At 69.3% G+C, this 16,937-nt stretch carries 13 protein-coding genes; 4 read left to right on the top strand and 9 right to left on the bottom strand.

Annotation, left to right across the window (positions count from 1 at the left end; all coding sequences use genetic code 11):
* Window positions 1–15 precede the first annotated feature (15 nt).
* Window positions 16–1,632, top strand: coding sequence for a peptide-N4-asparagine amidase (locus ACFY1P_RS05795; protein WP_390749829.1), 1,617 nt, complete (start codon window positions 16–18; stop codon window positions 1,630–1,632).
* Between the two features lie 78 nt (window positions 1,633–1,710).
* Here ACFY1P_RS05795 and ACFY1P_RS05790 read toward each other — a convergent pair whose 3' ends face one another.
* Entirely contained in the window at window positions 1,711–2,151 is a 441-nt protein-coding gene (locus ACFY1P_RS05790; protein ID WP_361520199.1) for a MarR family transcriptional regulator, read from the bottom strand.
* Window positions 2,152–2,313: 162 nt separating this feature from the next.
* Between ACFY1P_RS05790 and ACFY1P_RS05785 the strand changes: the two genes are divergently transcribed.
* On the top strand, window positions 2,314–4,128 hold the full coding sequence (locus ACFY1P_RS05785) for an ABC transporter ATP-binding protein (RefSeq protein WP_390749828.1): 1,815 nt from the start codon (window positions 2,314–2,316) through the stop codon (window positions 4,126–4,128).
* Between the two features lie 103 nt (window positions 4,129–4,231).
* Complete coding sequence (locus tag ACFY1P_RS05780; RefSeq protein ID WP_390749827.1) at window positions 4,232–5,566, top strand: MFS transporter; 1,335 nt, start codon at window positions 4,232–4,234, stop codon at window positions 5,564–5,566.
* Here the strand turns inward: ACFY1P_RS05780 and ACFY1P_RS05775 are convergent.
* The 5 genes from ACFY1P_RS05775 to ACFY1P_RS05755 form a co-directional block, all read right to left on the bottom strand.
* Entirely contained in the window at window positions 5,563–6,714 is a 1,152-nt protein-coding gene (locus ACFY1P_RS05775; RefSeq protein WP_390749826.1) for a CaiB/BaiF CoA transferase family protein, read from the bottom strand. The genes ACFY1P_RS05780 and ACFY1P_RS05775 overlap by 4 nt on opposite strands.
* 133 nt (window positions 6,715–6,847) lie before the next feature.
* Window positions 6,848–9,952 (bottom strand): glycoside hydrolase family 2 TIM barrel-domain containing protein, encoded by a 3,105-nt coding sequence (locus ACFY1P_RS05770; protein ID WP_390749825.1) that lies wholly within the window; start codon window positions 9,950–9,952, stop codon window positions 6,848–6,850.
* Between the two features lie 18 nt (window positions 9,953–9,970).
* Window positions 9,971–10,693, bottom strand: coding sequence for a lactate utilization protein C (locus ACFY1P_RS05765; protein ID WP_390750019.1), 723 nt, complete (start codon window positions 10,691–10,693; stop codon window positions 9,971–9,973).
* Window positions 10,694–10,719: 26 nt separating this feature from the next.
* Window positions 10,720–12,168, bottom strand: coding sequence for a lactate utilization protein B (locus ACFY1P_RS05760; RefSeq protein WP_390749824.1), 1,449 nt, complete (start codon window positions 12,166–12,168; stop codon window positions 10,720–10,722).
* Between the two features lie 104 nt (window positions 12,169–12,272).
* On the bottom strand, window positions 12,273–13,025 hold the full coding sequence (locus ACFY1P_RS05755) for a (Fe-S)-binding protein (RefSeq protein WP_390749823.1): 753 nt from the start codon (window positions 13,023–13,025) through the stop codon (window positions 12,273–12,275).
* Window positions 13,026–13,163: 138 nt separating this feature from the next.
* Between ACFY1P_RS05755 and ACFY1P_RS05750 the strand changes: the two genes are divergently transcribed.
* Window positions 13,164–13,589 carry a secondary thiamine-phosphate synthase enzyme YjbQ gene (locus tag ACFY1P_RS05750; protein ID WP_361520178.1) on the top strand — a complete coding sequence of 142 codons (426 nt, stop codon included), beginning with the start codon at window positions 13,164–13,166 and terminating at the stop codon, window positions 13,587–13,589.
* A 147-nt stretch (window positions 13,590–13,736) separates the two neighbouring features.
* Here the strand turns inward: ACFY1P_RS05750 and ACFY1P_RS05745 are convergent, their stop codons facing one another.
* The 3 genes from ACFY1P_RS05745 to ACFY1P_RS05735 all read right to left on the bottom strand — a co-directional run bounded on the left by ACFY1P_RS05745 (window position 13,737) and on the right by ACFY1P_RS05735 (window position 16,849).
* Window positions 13,737–14,663 carry a D-alanyl-D-alanine carboxypeptidase family protein gene (locus ACFY1P_RS05745; RefSeq protein ID WP_390749822.1) on the bottom strand — a complete coding sequence of 309 codons (927 nt, stop codon included), beginning with the start codon at window positions 14,661–14,663 and terminating at the stop codon, window positions 13,737–13,739.
* 101 nt (window positions 14,664–14,764) lie between these two features.
* On the bottom strand, window positions 14,765–15,250 hold the full coding sequence (locus ACFY1P_RS05740; RefSeq protein ID WP_361520172.1) for an Lrp/AsnC family transcriptional regulator: 486 nt from the start codon (window positions 15,248–15,250) through the stop codon (window positions 14,765–14,767).
* A 108-nt stretch (window positions 15,251–15,358) separates the two neighbouring features.
* Window positions 15,359–16,849: an FUSC family protein gene (locus ACFY1P_RS05735; protein WP_390749821.1), complete on the bottom strand. Its 1,491-nt coding sequence runs from the start codon at window positions 16,847–16,849 to the stop codon at window positions 15,359–15,361.
* Window positions 16,850–16,937 lie beyond the last annotated feature (88 nt).

Raw genomic sequence — 16,937 nt, 5'->3', positions numbered from 1 at the left:
CTTCACTCCTGCCCCATGAGACGACTGCTTCTCGCGCTGTGCGCCGCGACGATCGGACTGGCGCTGGGCGCGAACCCAGCGACGGCCGCGGGCCCGCCGACCGAGTTCGGCACCCACTGGCACGATCCGGTCACCGCCGCCCCGCCGATAGCCACCCCGGACACCCGGTCCTGCAAGGTGACCGTCGCCGACACCGAATTCCGCGACTACACGCCCTACAAGAGCACCTACACGCCGCCCAAGGCCTGTGGTGACCGCTGGAACAAGGTGGTCCTGCGGCTCGAAGGGTCCGTCGCCGGACGGCAATTCGACCGCCTGGGCTACCTGCACATCGGCGGCGTCGAGGTCCTGCGCACGTCCACACCCGAGCCGTCACCCCAGGGCATCGCCTGGAACGTCGAGAAGGACGTCACCCGCTATGCCGCCACGCTGCGCAGCGAGCAGCCCGTCGAGATGCTCATCGGCAACACCGTGGACAGCACGTACACAGGTGTCATCAAGGTCAAGGTCACGTTGACGTTCTACGCTGCCGAAGGGCCGGTGAAGGCTGCCTCGGCCCCGGACAAGGTCCTCACCCTCGACGGGGCGCACAGCGTGGGCTCGGCCTACGAGGGGAAGCTGACGGCTCCCCGCAACAGCGAGCGGATCGTGGCCGAGGTCTACGCGACGGGCTCGGGAGGCGGATGCGAGGAGTTCTGGTACCTCACCGTGCCCGACTCCACGCCGTACTCGTGCAAGGCCAAGGACGGGCCCTATCGCGAGGTCCAGGTCGCCGTCGACGGCCGCCTGGCGGGAATCGCCGCCCCGTTCCCGACGGTATGGACCGGGGGCTGGTCCAACCCCTTCCTGTGGTACGTGATTCCGGGGCCGCGCGCCTTCGACGTGCGACCCGTCGAGTACGACCTCACGCCCTTCGCCGGGCAACTGAACGACGGTAAGCCGCACCGGATAACGGTCTCCGTCGCCGGACTGCCCGACGGCCAGAGCGGCTGGAGCACGCCCACCAACGTCCTGGTCTGGCAGGACGCCAAGTCGGCCGCGGTCAGCGGCGCGTTGACCACCCACGACGTGGGCGAACCCCGCAATGACACCGCCTACGAGCCCGGTGCCGAGCGGCACCTGCGAGCCGACGGAGGCCACACGCTGACCGTCGGCGGATACCTCGACACCTCGCACGGCCGTGTGACGACGACCGTCACACGGAACATCGCGGGCAACTCCGACCACCGTTGGAACGAGAACGAGACAACGGACGCGCTCAAGGCGCGCTGGAACGACGACGAGACGGTCACGACCGCCGGGCACGGACCTGCCGCCACGACCCGCACCCACCGGACGTACACCATGGACGGAGCGACGACGGTCTCGACCGGAGGCCGTCTGCGCACGGTCATGACGATGGGCGACCGGTCGGACAGTGTCACTGTGCGTGCAGGCAGGCGTCTCACTTGGTCGAGCTTCGACGATACCTATAAGGGTGACGCCGCGTACAACCAGAACGTGCCGCGCGAACAGCGGCACGCGACCGGTGTCTCGCGTGAGCGGTACCGTCTCGAAGGCCCCGGCACGTGCTACGACCGGACACTGGCGACGGCCCAGGGCGAGCTGACGGAGGACCGGCGCCACTGCTGACCAGCACGGTCGAGCGGGCCCCGCGGCCTCGGGGCCCGCTTCCGGGCGGGCGCCGGTTTCCGGGCGGGCGCCGGAACGTCAGCAGGGCTGGTCCGGGCCGTTCAGCAACTCGGCCAGCAGGTCGCCGAGCAGTTCGCGCCGCTCGGCGGAGAGCGGTGCGAGGGTGTCCTCGACGGCGGTCCGCCGGGCTTCGCGCAGGGCACGCAGGGTGGAGCGACCGTGATCGGTGAGCTCGATCCGGATGACCCGCCGGTTGGACAAATCCGGAACCCGGCGCACCGAGCCGTGCTCCTCGAGAGCATCGACCAGCGTGGTCACGGCGCGCGGGACGACCTCGAGCCGCTGGGCGAGATCCGCCATACGGGGCGGCTCCTCGTAGTGCGCGACAGTGCGCAGCAGCCGGGCCTGGGCGGGCGTGATGCCGATCGGTCCCAGATAGAGCTTCTGCGCCCGGTGGAGCCTGCGGGTGAGGCGCAGCAGCTGTTCGGCGAGCTGGGCGGACGAATCGGAAGCGGTCATGACCAGAGATTACAGGACCCAGTGCATTGTGAGTATAGGTAACAATGAGCTATGCTCGCTATGTGGTCGGATCTCCATCGCCGGCCCCGCGGACCGGTATGTTGCCGGTCCCGTTCGCGCCTCTCTCGCGCCCACCCTTCGCGATCAGAGAACCAGGAGCCCATGCGTCACGATCAACCTGACTGGACACCCCCGCCCGCGGACCCGGAGCAACCCGCGCAAGTGCGCAGGATCCTCCGGCTCTTCCGCCCCTATTGCGGCAGACTCGCCCTCGTAGGGCTGCTCGTCGCCGCTTCCTCGCTCGTTTCGGTCGCCTCGCCCTTCCTTCTGCGCGAGGTGCTCGACGTAGCCATCCCGCAAGGCCGTACGGGCCTTCTCAGCCTGCTGGCGCTCGGCATGATCGCGGCCGCTGTCGTGAACGGCATCTTCGGCGTGTCGCAGACGCTGATCTCCACCACCGTCGGCCAGCGGGTGATGCACGATCTGCGCACCGCGGTCTACGACCAACTCCAGCGCATGCCCCTCGCCTTCTTCACCCGGACCCGCACCGGTGAGGTGCAGTCGCGCATCGCCAATGACATCGGCGGCATGCAGGCCACGGTGACCTCGACCGCCACCTCGCTGGTCTCCAATCTCACCGGTGTCGTCGCCACGGTGGTGGCGATGCTGGCCCTGGACTGGCGGCTCACCGTGGTCTCCCTGCTCCTTCTGCCGGTCTTCGTGTGGATCAGCCGGCGCGTGGGCCGCGAGCGCAAGAAGATCACCTCTCAGCGGCAGAAGCAGATGGCCGCCATGGCGGCCATGGTCACCGAGTCGCTGTCGGTGAGCGGGATCCTCCTCGGCCGCACCATGGGCCGCTCCGACTCCCTCACACGGGCGTTCTCCCAGGAATCCGAACGGCTCGTCGGGCTCGAGGTCCGGGCGAACATGGCCGGGCGCTGGAGGATGTCCACCATCGGCGTTGTCATGGCGGCCATGCCCGCTCTCGTCTACTGGGCGGCCGGCATCGCGCTCAAAGCAGGCGGCCCCGGCATTTCCCTCGGCACCCTGGTCGCCTTCGTCTCGCTCCAACAAGCCCTCTTCCGGCCGGCGATCAGCCTGCTGACCACGGGTGTGCAGATGCAGACCTCCCTCGCTCTCTTCCAGCGGATCTTCGAATACCTCGACCTGCCCGTGGACATCACCGAGCCGGAAGCGCCGGTGCGGCTGGAGAAGGTGCGCGGTGAAGTCCGCTTCGAGGACGTCACGTTCTCCTACGAGGCACAGGGTTCCGGGGAACCACCGAGGCAAACGCTCAGCGGCATCGACCTGGACGTTCCGGCCGGTGGCAGCCTGGCCGTCGTCGGCCCGACCGGCTCGGGCAAGAGCACCCTCAGCTATCTGGTGCCGCGGTTGTACGACGTCGTCGGCGGCCGGGTTCTCCTGGACGGCGTCGACGTCCGTGACCTCGATTTCGACACGCTCGCCCGCGCGGTCGGAGTGGTCTCGCAAGAGACGTATCTCTTTCATGCCTCGGTCGCCGACAATCTGCGGTTCGCCAAACCGGACGCCACGGACGAGGAGATGGTGGCGGCAGCCAAGGCCGCGCAGATCCACGAGCACATCGCTTCCCTGCCCGACGGCTATGACACTCTCGTCGGGGAGCGTGGCTACCGCTTCTCCGGGGGAGAGAAGCAGCGGCTTGCCATCGCCCGTACGATCCTGCGCGATCCGCCGGTCCTCATCCTGGACGAAGCGACCAGTGCCCTGGACACACGCACGGAGCACGCCGTTCAGCAAGCCATCGACGCTCTCTCCGCGGGCCGCACGACGATCACCATCGCGCACCGGCTGTCCACTGTTCGCGACGCAGATCAAATCGTCGTCCTCGACGGGGGACGGATCGCCGAGAGCGGCACTCACGAGGAACTCCTCGCGGAAGACGGCCACTACGCCGCCCTCGTACGCCGTGACGCCCACCTCGCGGCGAGCGTCTGAGGGATCCGAGAGAGATCTGAGGGAGAGGGGCAGCCGGCTACGGCATGAGAGAAGCCACATCGGACGGGTGTGCGAAGTGAAGGGGGAGGGGATTCAATGGATCATGACGCAATCCGAGTCCCTGCCTGTCGACGGCGGCGGAGCCGCCGGTACCCCGAATCCGGTGAATGCGACGGGCTTCCACCCCCGGTTCTCCGTCCGTCAGCTCGCCGCGGCATCGGTCGGCAATGCCGCCGAATGGTACGACTGGTACGCCTATTCGTTCCTCGCGACCTACTTCGCGGACCAGGTCTTTCCCAAGGGAACCGGGAACTCCCTGGTGCCCATGCTCTCCACCTTCGCCGTCTTCGCCGTCGGCTTCTTCATGCGTCCGGTCGGAGGCCTCCTGATGGGGGCCGTCGCCGACCGTCGGGGCCGACGGGCCGCGCTGACCGTCACCATTCTGCTCATGGGAGGCGGCAGCCTGCTGGTGGCGCTCACGCCCACCTATGCCTCCGTGGGCGTCCTCGCGCCCGTGGTGCTCGTCATCGCCCGCCTGCTCCAAGGGCTCTCCGTCGGAGGGGAATTCGCGGCCTCGACGACTTTCCTCATCGAATCGGCCGGCCCCGGCCGAAGGGGGCTGTTCTCCAGCTTCCAATACGTGTCCACGACCTTCGGACAGCTCCTCGCATCCGGCAGTGCGGCCCTCCTGGCCCACCTCCTCACGGAGGAGCAGATGGGCGACTGGGGCTGGCGTATTCCCTTTCTTTTCGGCGCCCTCATCAGCCTCGTCGGATTCTGGATCCGGCAGGGAGCACGTGAGACGCACGAGGCGGTGCCAGAGACAGCCGCGCGACCGTCGCTCTTCGAAGGCATGCGCCGCTACCCTCGCCAGTCGCTCCTGATCTGCGGGGTCACGGCGGGCGGCACCCTCGCCTACTACACCTGGACCACGTATCTGCCGACGTACGCCCAGGTGAACGCCGATATCGGAAAAGGCGACGCACTGCTCGCCGGGACGATCTCCCTGGCCTTCTTCGCCGTACTCCAGCCTCTCGGCGGCATGTTGTCGGACCGCGTCGGGCGCAAGCCCCTGCTGATCGGTTTCGCAGTGGGATTCGCCGCTCTCGCGGTGCCTCTGCTGCACGCGATCGATGGATCCTTCACTTCGCTGCTGCTGGTGCAGTGCGCCGGGATGGTGTTGCTCACGGGATACACCTCCGTGGCCGCAGCGGTGAACGCCGAGGTGTTCCCCGCCCGCGTACGGGCCGCGGGAATCGGTTTCCCCTATTCCCTGACCGTCGCGCTCTTCGGTGGCACCGCGCCGTACGTCGGCACCTGGTTCAAGCAGTCGGGGCATCCGAGCGCCTTCCCCTGGTATGTCGCGGCGCTCTGTGTGGTCTCGGCCTGTGTTTATCTGATGCTTCCGGAGACCGCGAAACGCCCGCTCGAACGCTAACGTTTCTCGGGGCACGAGAACTCCGCGCGGATCGCGGTGGTATGGGCCCCGAGCGCGGGCACCGCCCCCATGGCTGCCTCCCGTCCACGGACTTCAACCGGCGGCAGGAGCCCGCGCAACGGGCCGGCCGGTGAATCGAAGTCGCGCCACCGGTCGCGCGCCGTCAACTGAGGGTGGGTGGTGAATTCGGCGACTGTCCGAAGGCGGGCGTGGGCGATTCCCGCTCCTTCGAGCAGGGCGAGAACCTCGTCCGCCGTATGCGGATGGAATCGCTGCTCGATCACGGCTGTCAGTTCGTCGTCGTGGGCCCGGCGCTGGGGGTTGTCTGCGAAGCGTGGATCGTGGACCAACGCGGGCTGCCGGAGGACTTTTTCGCACAGCGCCTCCCACTCGCGCTCGTTCTGCACACTGAGGAAGACGCTGGCATCGTCCCCACAACGGTAATGCCCGTAAGGGGAGATGGAAGGGTGCCGGGCACCGCTACGGGGAACGGGCGGCCCGCCGTATGCCTCGGCGAAGTACGGATGCCCCATCCATTCCGCGAGAGCGTCGAAAAGAGAGACGGAGAGCTGTGATCCCTCGCCGGTGCGCTCGCGCTCGTACAGCGCGCTCAGTATTCCCGTGTAGGCGTACATGCCACCGGCGATGTCGGCGATGGAAATGCCGGGCCGGGCCGGTGAGTCGGGGTCGCCGGTGATCGATACCAGACCCGCCTCGCACTGCACCAACAAGTCATAGGCCTTCTTGTCGCGGTACGGGCCAGTGGGGCCATAGCCGGAGACATCACAGGTGATCAGGCGAGGGTGCCGGGTGTGCAACTCGACGCTGCCGAAGCCGAGTCGTTCGGCGGCGCCAGGGCCGAGGTTCTGTATGAACACATCGGCCCGAGTGATGATGCGGTCCAGCAATGAGCGGTCCGGGGCGGACTTGAGATCGAGAACGACGCTCTCCTTGCCCCGGTTGACCCAGACGAAATAGGCGGACAGGCCCTTGGCGCTGCGATCGTAGTCACGGGCGAAATCACCACGGCCCGGCCGCTCGACCTTGATGACGCGTGCGCCGAGATCTGCCAGCTGACGGGTGGCGAAGGGCGCGGCGACGGCCTGTTCCAGGGCGACGACGGTGACGCCGTGCAGGGGAAGGCTCAACTCGACTCCTTGCAGAGTGGGATCATATGACTGGGCCTGTGGACAGACCGTCACGCTCCGAACACGCCATGCCTAATCTCGTGCCATGGACATCGGAGAGCAGTTCGGCATCGAAGGGTTCCACAAGCGGCCTTCAGGGGGCGGGCCGCAGCCGGTAGGCGTAGCTGTACTCGCGATCGGCATGCAGCAGATAGCGCTCCAGCGGCGCCGCTCCCCAGGAGTCGTTGCCGCCGACGCCCATCTGCCGGTGAATGACGCCCAGGAATGTCTGGCCGCGTGGCTCGAGCTCGTGCGGGTGGCGGGGCCCATCCAGGTCGAAGGGCGTCCAAGGGGGAGCGCTTACCTCCAACCACCCGGATACGTCCCCCGGTTCAGCCAGCACGGTCAGCCCGACACCGTCCCGCCCGGTCAGCGAGACGCTGCGGACGCCCGTCACATTGCCGCTCTCCTGCGGGCGGGCGTACGGCATGACGGTTGTGGCCAGGGAACGGCTGTAGCGACCGACGAAGGATCCGGAGCACCGGTCCCGATAGTTCTCCCCTGGTCCTCGTCCGTACCAACTGAAGTCCTGGCAGTCGGCGGGCACGGTCAGCAGGGCGCCCACCATCGGCAGGTCCGGGAGGCCCTGACCAGGGAGGAGACTATGGCGTATGTGGACCTCGCCGTTCCCGCGCACGGTCAACACGGTCGTCCAGTGGGAGACGCTGGGAGAGGTCGGGAGGGTCGCCGCAATGGTGAGGACGACTTCTCCGGCCGCCGTCTGCGCGACCTCGATGCCGGTGACCGTGCGGTTGGCGCCCGCGTCGCGCCAGGTGTGCGAGGTGACCTGGGCGGCGCGTCCGATGTCGTTGTCGGTAGGCGCACGCCAGAAGTTGGGCACGGGGCCGCCTGTCAGGAGTGTCCTTCCGCCGTAGCGGTAGGTGGTGAATGTTCCGGTGGTCCTGTCCAGGACAAGGTCGAGGTGCGGGCCAGTGAGCGTGATGGTGCGCGTGGTCTGTGCTACGGAGACCGCTGGAAGGACGGCCGTGGAGACGGGGGCGGGTGCCGGGGCGCGCCAGGGCAGGGCGAATTGCTCGGCGGCGACGACATGGCCCGCCGCGGCCCAGGGCGTCGCGACGCGAAGAGCGAAGGAGAGGTTCAGCCAGTGCTCGGCGCCGGGCACCGGGTCCTCCGGTGGCTTCAGCGGCAACTGCACCGTCGCGGTTTCACCGGGTCCGGTCTGCGGCGGGGTGAGAGAGCCGTGCTGGACTCGGGTCCCGTCGCGCGTGACCTCCCACAGCAGCTCGTATCCCTGAAGATCGGTGAAGAGCTGTCGGTTGACGATCCGCAGGGTGCCGGCGCCGAGGTCCACAGCGGACACCCGTACGGGCTGATAGACCTTCTTGACCTCCAGGAGGGCGGGTCGCGGGGAGCGGTCGGCGTCGACGAGGCCGTTGCAGCAGAAGTTGCCGTCCGAGGGGTGGCCGGGCTTCCAGTCGCCGCCGTAGGAGAGGTAGGTGCCATCGAGACCGCCCGGGAGCGGGAGACGGATGGCCTGGTCGGCGAAGTCCCAGATGAATCCGCCGTGAAGCAGGGGATGGGCCTCGATGACGTCCCAGTACTCCTTGAGATTGCCCGTGCTGTTGCCCATCGAGTGGGCGTACTCGCAGAGGATGTACGGCTTGGTCGCGCCCGACTTTCCGTACGCTTCCACGGCGTGGGGCGTGGCATACATCCGCGACTCGATGTCGGCGACTTCGTTCATGCCCTCGTAGTGCACAGGGCGGGACGGATCACGGTCGTGGACCCAGTCGGCCATGGCCCGGAAGATGTTCCCCTGGCCGGCTTCGTTGCCCAGAGACCAGACCACGACGCAGGGGTGGTTCTTGTCCCGCTCGACGAGGCTGCGGATCCGGTCGAGGCAGGCGGGGGCCCACTCGGGGCGGCTCCCCGGCAGCGTGTCCCGCACGTCGTGGGTCTCCAAGTTGGCCTCGTCGATCACATAGAGGCCGTATTGGTCGCACAGTTCGAGCCAGCGCGGGTGGTTGGGGTAATGGGAGGTGCGGACAGCGTTGATGTTGTGCTGCTTCATGATGCGGATGTCCCGCACCATGTGGTGGGGCGGGACCGCCTGCCCGTGGTCCGGATCGGACTCGTGCCGGTTGACTCCGCGGAAGACGAGGGGCCTGCCGTTGATGGTGAGCCTTCCCTGCGCGCAGGAGATCGTGCGGAAACCGACGCGTGTGTGCTGGACCTCGAGTGTGCGGCCCTCGGGGCTGATCACTTCGACCGTGAGGTCATAGAGGTTGGGTGCCTCGGCGGACCACAGCATCGGCCCTGGGACAGGGGCACTCAGCTCGACAACGGCTTCCCCGCTGGCGGCGTCGAATCGGGCGGTGCCGGTACGGGAGAGAATGGGGGATCCCTCAGCGTCGTGGAGGACGGCACGGACCAGATGGCCGGCAGGATCGGCCGACGACCCGGACCGCAGCGTCACCTGTGCCGTCAGGTCGGCGTCGCGGAAGTCGGCGTCGAGGTCGGTGCGGACGAAGAGGTCGTGCACATGGACCTGGGGTACGGAGATGAGATAGACGTCGCGGAAGATCCCGGACAGGTCGATCATGTCCTGGTCCTCCAGCCAGCTGCCGTTGGACCAGCGGTAGACCTCGACCGCGAGACTGTTCCCCTCCGGTCCCCGGTCGCCGCGCAGGTACGGACTGAGGTCGAATTCCGCGGGGGAGAAGCTGTCTTCGCTGTAGCCGACGAGTTCGCCGTTGACCCAGATGAAGAAGGCCGACTTGACGCCCTGGAAGGAGATCAGTGTCCGGCGGCCGTGCCACTCGTCGGGGACGGTGAAGGTGCGGAGGTAGGAGCCCACCGGGTTGAAGGAGGCCGGCGCGTGCGGGGGAGTAGGCTCCTCGTACCCGGTCCAGGGATAGCGGACGTTGAAGTAGGTCGGCTCGGAGTGGCCCTGCGTTTCCCAGTTGCCGGGCACTTCGATGCGGCCCCAGTCGGAGCTGTCGAAGTCCTGGTCGTAGAAGTCCAGGGGGCGATCCGCCGGGTTGCCGGACCAGGCGAAGCGCCACTCGCCGTTGAGCGAGCGGTAGTAGGGCGAGTCAGCGGGGTGACGGGCAAGGGCGGAGGGCACGTCGGCGAAGGGGATGAGCGGGCTGCGAGCGGGTTCCCGGTTCAGCTGGAAGACCTCGGGGGAGGCACCGATGACGGTGGCGGCGCGGGGGTCCGGTCGTGGTGCGCGCATGCGTCAGCTCCGAACGTCTCAGGGATACGCGGAGGCAGGCCGTGGATCTCCTGCCACGAGGATCACTTCCAACGTGCGTGGACCGTGGACTCCTTCCACCCGGTCCAGCTCGATGTCGCTGGTCGCGGAAGGGCCCGAGATCCAGGTCAGTGGACGGGCGGGGTCCAGGCGGGGGAGGGCCTGCGGTACGGAGTCCACGACCTGGTCCGCGGTCCGCACCACACACAGGTGGTGATCGGGTACGAGCGAGATGGCGCGGCGCCCTTGGTCAGGGCTCCCGTCGAGGACGATCGTGCCGGTCTCGGAGATCGCCAGGGCACAGCCGGTGACGACACTGTCCACCGTGTCCAGTTCGTCCGGCGACAAGGCGGCGGACGCGGAGTCGGGCACGACATGCACCTCCGCCCCGGCGAGCCAGGTCCCCGACAGCCCGGACGGCACCACCACGCGCCGCGCGCCCCGTGCGGCCAGCAGACGGGAGAGGAGCGCGGGCAGGCCGGCGGCGTCCGTGTGGTGGACGACGGCACGGTAGTCGGAGAGATTCCGGGCGAGCAGGTCGACGGACTCGGCGGGCGTGTGCTGCCCATGCGTGGTGAGGTAGTCGCGCACGACGGGGTGGTCTTCCGGGTGCTCGTCGCGTGGCACATCGCTCAGCGCACGCCGGAGGCGCCCGAGGACCCGCTCCTTGCTCGATCCTGGCCCCACCCCCACCCCCACCCCTGGCCCCACCCCTGGCCCCATGCCCGGCCCCGTGCCCGGCCCCGTGCTCATGTCGCTTCCCCTCGTGTACGGGCCCACCAGTCCCGGAAGGATTCGGCCGGTACATCGGGCAGTTCGCGGGTGTCCGTCCAGGCCCGGCCCGGGCCGGGCAGCCGTCCGGGATGGAGCCGGCGGGTGCGGGAGAGCAGCCGCTGGCCATGGCGCAACGCGCCCGGGTGGTCGAAGGTCCAGCGGGCGGCCCGCATCATGGCGCGCTCGGCCCTGTGCTTCCTGGCGGGCTTGATGACGGTGCGTGTTCCGCGCAGGGTGACCTCGCCGCCTTCCACGACCCGCTCACGCAGGTGGACCAGGACCTCCGGGATGTCGATGGCGACCGGGCACACCTCGAAACAAGCGCCGCACAGCGACGAGGCGTACGGAAGGGACTCCTCCAAGGGGGAGGAGAGACCACGCAGCTGGGGGGTGAGGATCGCACCGATCGGGCCGGAGTACGGCGAACCGTACGCATGGCCGCCGGCCCTCTCGTACACGGGACAGACGTTCAGGCAGGCCGAGCAGCGGATGCAGCGCAGCGCCTGGCGGCCGACCTGGTCCGCGAGGGTGTCGGTGCGCCCGTTGTCGAGCAGCACCAGGTGGAAGGAGCGTGGGCCGTCGCCGTCGGTGGTGCCTGTCCACATCGACGTGTACGGGTTCATCCGCTCCGCGGTCGAGGAGCGCGGCAGGAGTTGGAGGAAGACTTCCAGATCCCGCCATGCCGGCACGACCTTCTCGATACCGACGACCGAGATCAGCGTCTCCGGGAGGGTCAGGCACATCCGGCCGTTGCCTTCGGATTCGACCACCACCAGGGTCCCGGTCTCGGCGACCATGAAGTTCGCGCCGGAGACACCGACCTTGGCGCGCAGGAACTTCTCGCGCAGGTGCGTCCGAGCCGCCTCGGCGAGGTCGGCGGGCCGGTCACTCAGGCCCTCGGGCGCCGGGCGGCCCCAGCTCGCCATGCGGTCGCGGAAGATATCGCGGATCTCGCCGCGATTGCGGTGGATGGCGGGGACGAGGATGTGTGAGGGGAGGTCGTCACCGAGCTGGACGATCAGTTCGGCGAGGTCGGTCTCGTAGGCGTGGATCCCGGCGTCCTCCAGGGCCTCATTGAGGCCGGTCTCCTGGGTCGCCATCGACTTGACCTTCACGACCTCGGTCTCGCCGGTGGCCCGCACCAGGTCCGTGACGATGCGGTTCGCCTCCGCGGCGTCGGCCGCCCAGTGCACCGTGCCGCCGGCCCGGGTCACCGACTCCTCCAGCTGCACCAGGTAGTGGTCGAGATGGCGCAAGGTCCGGTCCTTGATCGCGGCACCGGCGGCGCGCAGCCGGTCCCAGTCGGCCAGTTCCGCGACCGCCTGGGCACGCTTGGCGCGGATGGTGTGCGTCGCGTGGCGGAGATTGGCGCGCAGGCGGCCGTCGCGGGTCGAGACGGCGGCGGCCTGGGGAAAGGCCGGCATGCCCAGGTAGGTGGCGCCGCGAGGGCGGTCCCGAGGGTCGCTGTCGGCGGGGCCCGGCGTCCCGCTCGCCGGGCTCCTCGGGGGATCGCTCCTGCGACTGCTGCTCACCGGACGTCGCCCTCCTCGCCGGCGAGTATTTCCGCGATATGGACAGGACGCACGGCCGAACCCGCACGGGAGAGGATGCCGCCGATGTGCATCAGACAGGAGTTGTCGACCGCGCACACGCCACCTGCGCCGGTCGTGGTGACGGCGCGGGCCTTGTCGGTGCCCATCGCGGCGGACACGGCGGGGTTCTTCACCGCGAACGTGCCGCCGAAGCCGCAGCACTCCTCCGCCCCTTCCAGCTCCCGCAGTTCGAGACCCTTCACCTGCTCCAGCAGGCGCCGGGGGCGGTCGCCGAGCCCCAGCACCCGGAGCCCGTGGCACGTGGGGTGGTAGGTGACGGTGTGCGGGTAGTACGCGCCGACATCCGTGACGCCGAGGACATCGACGAGGAACTCGGTCAGCTCGTAGGTCTTGGCCACCGCCTCGGCCGCCATCGCGGACAGCTCCTCGCCGCGGCCCTCCGTGGCGGCCTTCGCCGCGATCCGTGGGTAGTTGTCACGGACCATGGCGGCACAGGAGCCCGAGGGCGTGACGACGTAGTCGTGGTCACGGAAGGCCGCTGCGTAACGGCGCATCAGCGGCTCGGTCCCATGGCGGTATCCCGTATTGAACAGCGGCTGACCGCAGCAGGTCTGTTCCATCGGGAAGTCCACCCGCACACCCAGCCGTTCCAGCAGGGTGACGACCGCCTGGCCCGTCCGGGGGTAGAGAGTGTCATTGACGCAGGTGACGAACAGTCCTACGCGCATGTCCCCCTCCTCTCCCCGCTCCTCTTCCCACCTGATCATCCAGCGCCTCATACTGCCGCAGCGAGCGACCGCTGTGAAGGACCGGCCACGCGGCCGGGCCGGCGCCGGGGCCATCGCCACTCCGCTTGAATGTGAGGCATGGCTGATACCACCTTCACCTCCCGCACGATCGGCATCACGACCGGTTCCACGCAGACCGTGTACGACCTCACCGAGGAGTGCGCCGCGTTCCTCCGTGAGGTCGCCCCGGGGCGCGACGGACTGCTGAACGTCTTCACGCCCCACGCGACCGCCGGTCTGGCCGTCATCGAGACCGGCTCGGGCAGCGACCACGACCTGCTGGCCGCCCTCGGCGACCTGCTCCCCGCCGACGACCGCTGGCGGCATCGCCACGGCACTCCCGGGCACGGCCGGGACCACGTCCTGCCCGCCCTGGTCCCGCCGCACGCCACGCTGCCCGTGGTGAACGGCGAACTGGAACTGGGAACCTGGCAGTCGGTCGTCCTGGTCGATACGAACGTGGACAACCCGGACCGGAGGGTACGCCTGTCGTTCCTCGGCTGAGGACGGCCGCTGAGGACGGCCGCGCGGCGTCCGTGGAAGCCGGTGTCCCCGAGCCTCGGGGCTCTCGCAACAATGGCCCTACCAGGCATTCCTGGTAGGGCCTTGGCGCATGGCCGGAAGGCTCATCCGCGGTCGCTCAGCGGGCGATCAGTCCCGCTGTGCCGACTCCGGGAGCTGGCGCAGCTTGACGTCGGACTTGGTCTTGTAGGCCCAGTCCAGCATCTTCACCGCGTCCGGGTAGCGGGAGGTGGCGTCATTGAGGATGACGCCGACGACGGTCCGTCCGTCACGCTTGGCGGCGAACACCAGACACGGTCCGGCGGCTGTGCCGGTGCCGGTCTTGATGCCGATCGCGCCCTTGTACGAGCCGAGCAGCTTGTTCGTGTTGTCCCAGTAGTAGGTCCGCTTGACGTTCGCGGCCTTCTGCTGAGTGCCGGTCGTCTTCACGACCGTGCTGAACGTGCTGTTGGCGATCGCGTGCCGGGCGAGCTGTGCCGAGTCGCGAGGCGTCGTGTAGTTGGCCCCGGCCTGCGATATGCCGTCGAACGAGTCGTACTTGGTGTTCTTCATGCCGAGGTCGGACGCCCTCTTGTTCATCTTGGCGATGAACGAGCTCGTGCGTTGCTTCTCGGTGCTGCCGCTGCCGAACGTGTCGGCCAGCGCGTACGCCGCGTCGCACCCCGAGGGCAGCAGGAGGCCGTACAGCAGCTGTCGCACCGTCATCTTGTCGCCCGTGCGCAGATCGGCCGTGCTCGCGCCGTTCCGCTCCACGTAGTCGCGGTAGGACTGCTTGATGGTGACCTGCTTGTTCAGGTCGACTCCGCGTGTGTCCAGCACGACCATCGCGGTCATGACCTTGGTGGTGCTGGCCATCTGCCGCTTGGTGTCGGCGTCCTTGCTCCACAACTGGCGGTTGCTGCCGCTGTCGAGCAGGAACGCGCCCTTGGCGCCGGTCACCGCCGGGCCGCTCGCGGCCTGCGCGGTCGTCGCCGGCACCGCGACGGCGACCGCCGCGGCCGACGCGATCAGAGCGGCACCCCACCGGCGTGCCGGTCTTTCCCCACATCGCTCCATACATGCCTCTGTTTCTCGCGTGTTGAGTAGAGCGTGCAGATAATCGCACCTACTTCTTCACAGTGAGAAACGGGGCCGGTCCCGCGCCGGGGACGGCCCGTTCAGGAGCTCCGTTGAGCGGCCGCGCGCCCCACCGCGTCGACCAGCGGCACCACGCGATAGGGCACCCGCTCGCGCAGCACCATCTCGGTGCGCGTACGCACCACACCCGGGAACTGCACCAGTCGCTGGATGACGTCCTCCAGATGGCCGGCGTCCCGGGCGACGACCCGCGCCATCAGGTCGCCGCCGCCGGTGATCGAGAACGCCTCGATGATCTCCGGCACGTCCGCGAGCGCCGTGGCGACCGTGTCCAGGTGCCCCTGGGTCACCTCGATATGGACGAAGGCCAGCACGGGGTGGCCGAGCGCGGCGGGGGACAGCCGCGGCCCGGTGGCGGTGATCACGCCGTCGCGCTCCAGCCGGTCGAGCCGCGCCTGGAGCGTGCCGCGCGCGATGCCCAGCACACGCGCGTACTCCCGCACGCTCGTGCGCGGCTGCTCCAGCAGCAGCCGCAGAATGCTCGCGTCCAGCGTGTCCACGGCCATGGGCCGCCGACCTCCCTGTGGTCGTACTTCCTGGCCGGTAACAGTACCAACGGCTCAGCCCCGCACGGCGTCAAGTGCCGATGGCCGCCCGGGTTTCCGGATCGCCGGTCAGGCCCCGACCAGCGGAGATGGACGCGAGCTGTGCAGCGGCACCGCCAGTTCGGCCAGTGCCCGCTCCAGGCTGTGCAGGTGCGCGAGTGCCGGCTCGGCCAGCGGGTGCTCGGGCGCCGCGGCCGTGGCCCCCACCGCGTCGCGGGCCTTGCCCGGCGTCGTCAGCGACTCCACCGCGGCCTCCACGCGCCAGCAAGCGGCGGCGAGGCGGTCGTCGTGCGATGCCTCGGGGTCGGCGGCGATGGACGCCAGCCCCCGCACCTCGCGGGCGCAGTCGTCCAGGAGGGCCAGCACGCGACGGGCCTTCTCCTTGCGGGCGCCGAACGGGTTGAGCGGGTGGACGAGCGGGGCGAGCGAGAGCCGCACCCTGCCGAGCAGGAGCTCCAGTTCGGCGACCCGCGGGCCGGGGTCGGCGGCCTCGGAACCGGCGAGCCGTGCGGCCGCTTCGGCCGCGCAGGTGTGCACACAGTGCAGGGCGCGCTGGATCCACGCGTCGGTGGCGGCGTGCGTGGTCACGGGCAGGACGACCAGGACGGCGATGGCCGCGCCCGCCGCCCCGACGCCGGTCTGGGCCAGCCTGAGGATCAGCAGGTCCGCGTCCAGGACCCCGAGGAGCCCGTAGAGCAGCCCGGCCATCATGGTCACGGCGAACATCATCCACGTGTAGGAGACGGCGGACGTGTAGAAGATGCCGAAGACGCAGACGGCGACAAGGGCCGCGGTGGGCACGGCGGCCCCGTGCAGGGGGATCGCCACGAGGATTCCCGTGGCGATGCCGAGCACCGTGCCCAGGACCCGCCGGAAGCCGCGGACGAGGGTCTCGCCGCGCGAGGCGGTGTTGACGAAGATCCACCAAGCGGTGCCGACGGCCCAGTACCAGCGCGCGTCGGAGACCAGCTGCCCGACGGCGAGCGCCAGGCCGCAGGCGAAGGCGGCCTGGAACGCCTGCCGGGTCGTGACGCGCGCCAGTCCGCGGCCCGCGAGGGGCGCCGGGCCCGCGGGCGGCGGGGTATGCCGCTCGATGCGCCAGAGCCCGAAGCGGACGAGCCCGGCGGCCGCGAGCGCCATGATCACAGCCGCGTACAGGTGCGGCAGCTGGGCGGGGACGGCGTGCAGGAACTGCGTCGCGAAGAACATCATGAAGCCGAAGATCCCGAGCGCGTTGCCCCGCGCACCCCACCGGCGGGCGTACACCCCGCAGAAGACGACGGCCAGGAAGGCCGCGTCACGCACCAGTGGCATGCCGTGCAGCGCAGCGGCCAGCGCGAGCACGGGGAAGCCGACGACCGGCAGCAGGGCGGTGGTGATCACCTGGCGGCGTACGGTCGGGTCGGCGACCGTGAACAGCGCGAGCAGGGCCGTGAGCCCAGCGGTGATGGAAGCGGTCAGGGGCAGACCCGACAGCTGGACCACGGCGACGGCACAGGCCACGCCCGCGACAGCGCGGACGGCGACCCGCAGCCTCGCCCGGCCCGGATCCGGTGCCATGAACGCCCTCTTCAGCACTACTTCCCGCCCCTTCGACGCACGGACACGAAAAAGGCGCCACGGATCTCCGCAGCGCCATCGACGTCTC

It is taken from the genome of Streptomyces sp. NPDC001407 (assembly GCF_042895325.1).
Classification (GTDB): domain Bacteria; phylum Actinomycetota; class Actinomycetes; order Streptomycetales; family Streptomycetaceae; genus Streptomyces.
Note: the sequence above shows the minus strand (reverse complement) of the source record. Positions and strands in the feature narration are given on the sequence as shown.

Coding starts and splice junctions, on each gene's coding strand:
- ACFY1P_RS05795 (WP_390749829.1), top strand. CDS start 16: ATGAGACGACTGCTTCTCGCGCTGTGCGCCGCGACGATCGGACTGGCG.
- ACFY1P_RS05790 (WP_361520199.1), bottom strand. CDS start 2,151: ATGACCGCTTCCGATTCGTCCGCCCAGCTCGCCGAACAGCTGCTGCGC.
- ACFY1P_RS05785 (WP_390749828.1), top strand. CDS start 2,314: ATGCGTCACGATCAACCTGACTGGACACCCCCGCCCGCGGACCCGGAG.
- ACFY1P_RS05780 (WP_390749827.1), top strand. CDS start 4,232: ATGACGCAATCCGAGTCCCTGCCTGTCGACGGCGGCGGAGCCGCCGGT.
- ACFY1P_RS05770 (WP_390749825.1), bottom strand. CDS start 9,952: ATGCGCGCACCACGACCGGACCCCCGCGCCGCCACCGTCATCGGTGCC.
- ACFY1P_RS05765 (WP_390750019.1), bottom strand. CDS start 10,693: ATGGGGCCAGGGGTGGGGCCAGGGGTGGGGGTGGGGGTGGGGCCAGGA.
- ACFY1P_RS05760 (WP_390749824.1), bottom strand. CDS start 12,168: ATGCCGGCCTTTCCCCAGGCCGCCGCCGTCTCGACCCGCGACGGCCGC.
- ACFY1P_RS05755 (WP_390749823.1), bottom strand. CDS start 13,025: ATGCGCGTAGGACTGTTCGTCACCTGCGTCAATGACACTCTCTACCCC.
- ACFY1P_RS05750 (WP_361520178.1), top strand. CDS start 13,164: ATGGCTGATACCACCTTCACCTCCCGCACGATCGGCATCACGACCGGT.
- ACFY1P_RS05745 (WP_390749822.1), bottom strand. CDS start 14,663: ATGGAGCGATGTGGGGAAAGACCGGCACGCCGGTGGGGTGCCGCTCTG.
- ACFY1P_RS05740 (WP_361520172.1), bottom strand. CDS start 15,250: ATGGCCGTGGACACGCTGGACGCGAGCATTCTGCGGCTGCTGCTGGAG.
- ACFY1P_RS05735 (WP_390749821.1), bottom strand. CDS start 16,849: ATGGCACCGGATCCGGGCCGGGCGAGGCTGCGGGTCGCCGTCCGCGCT.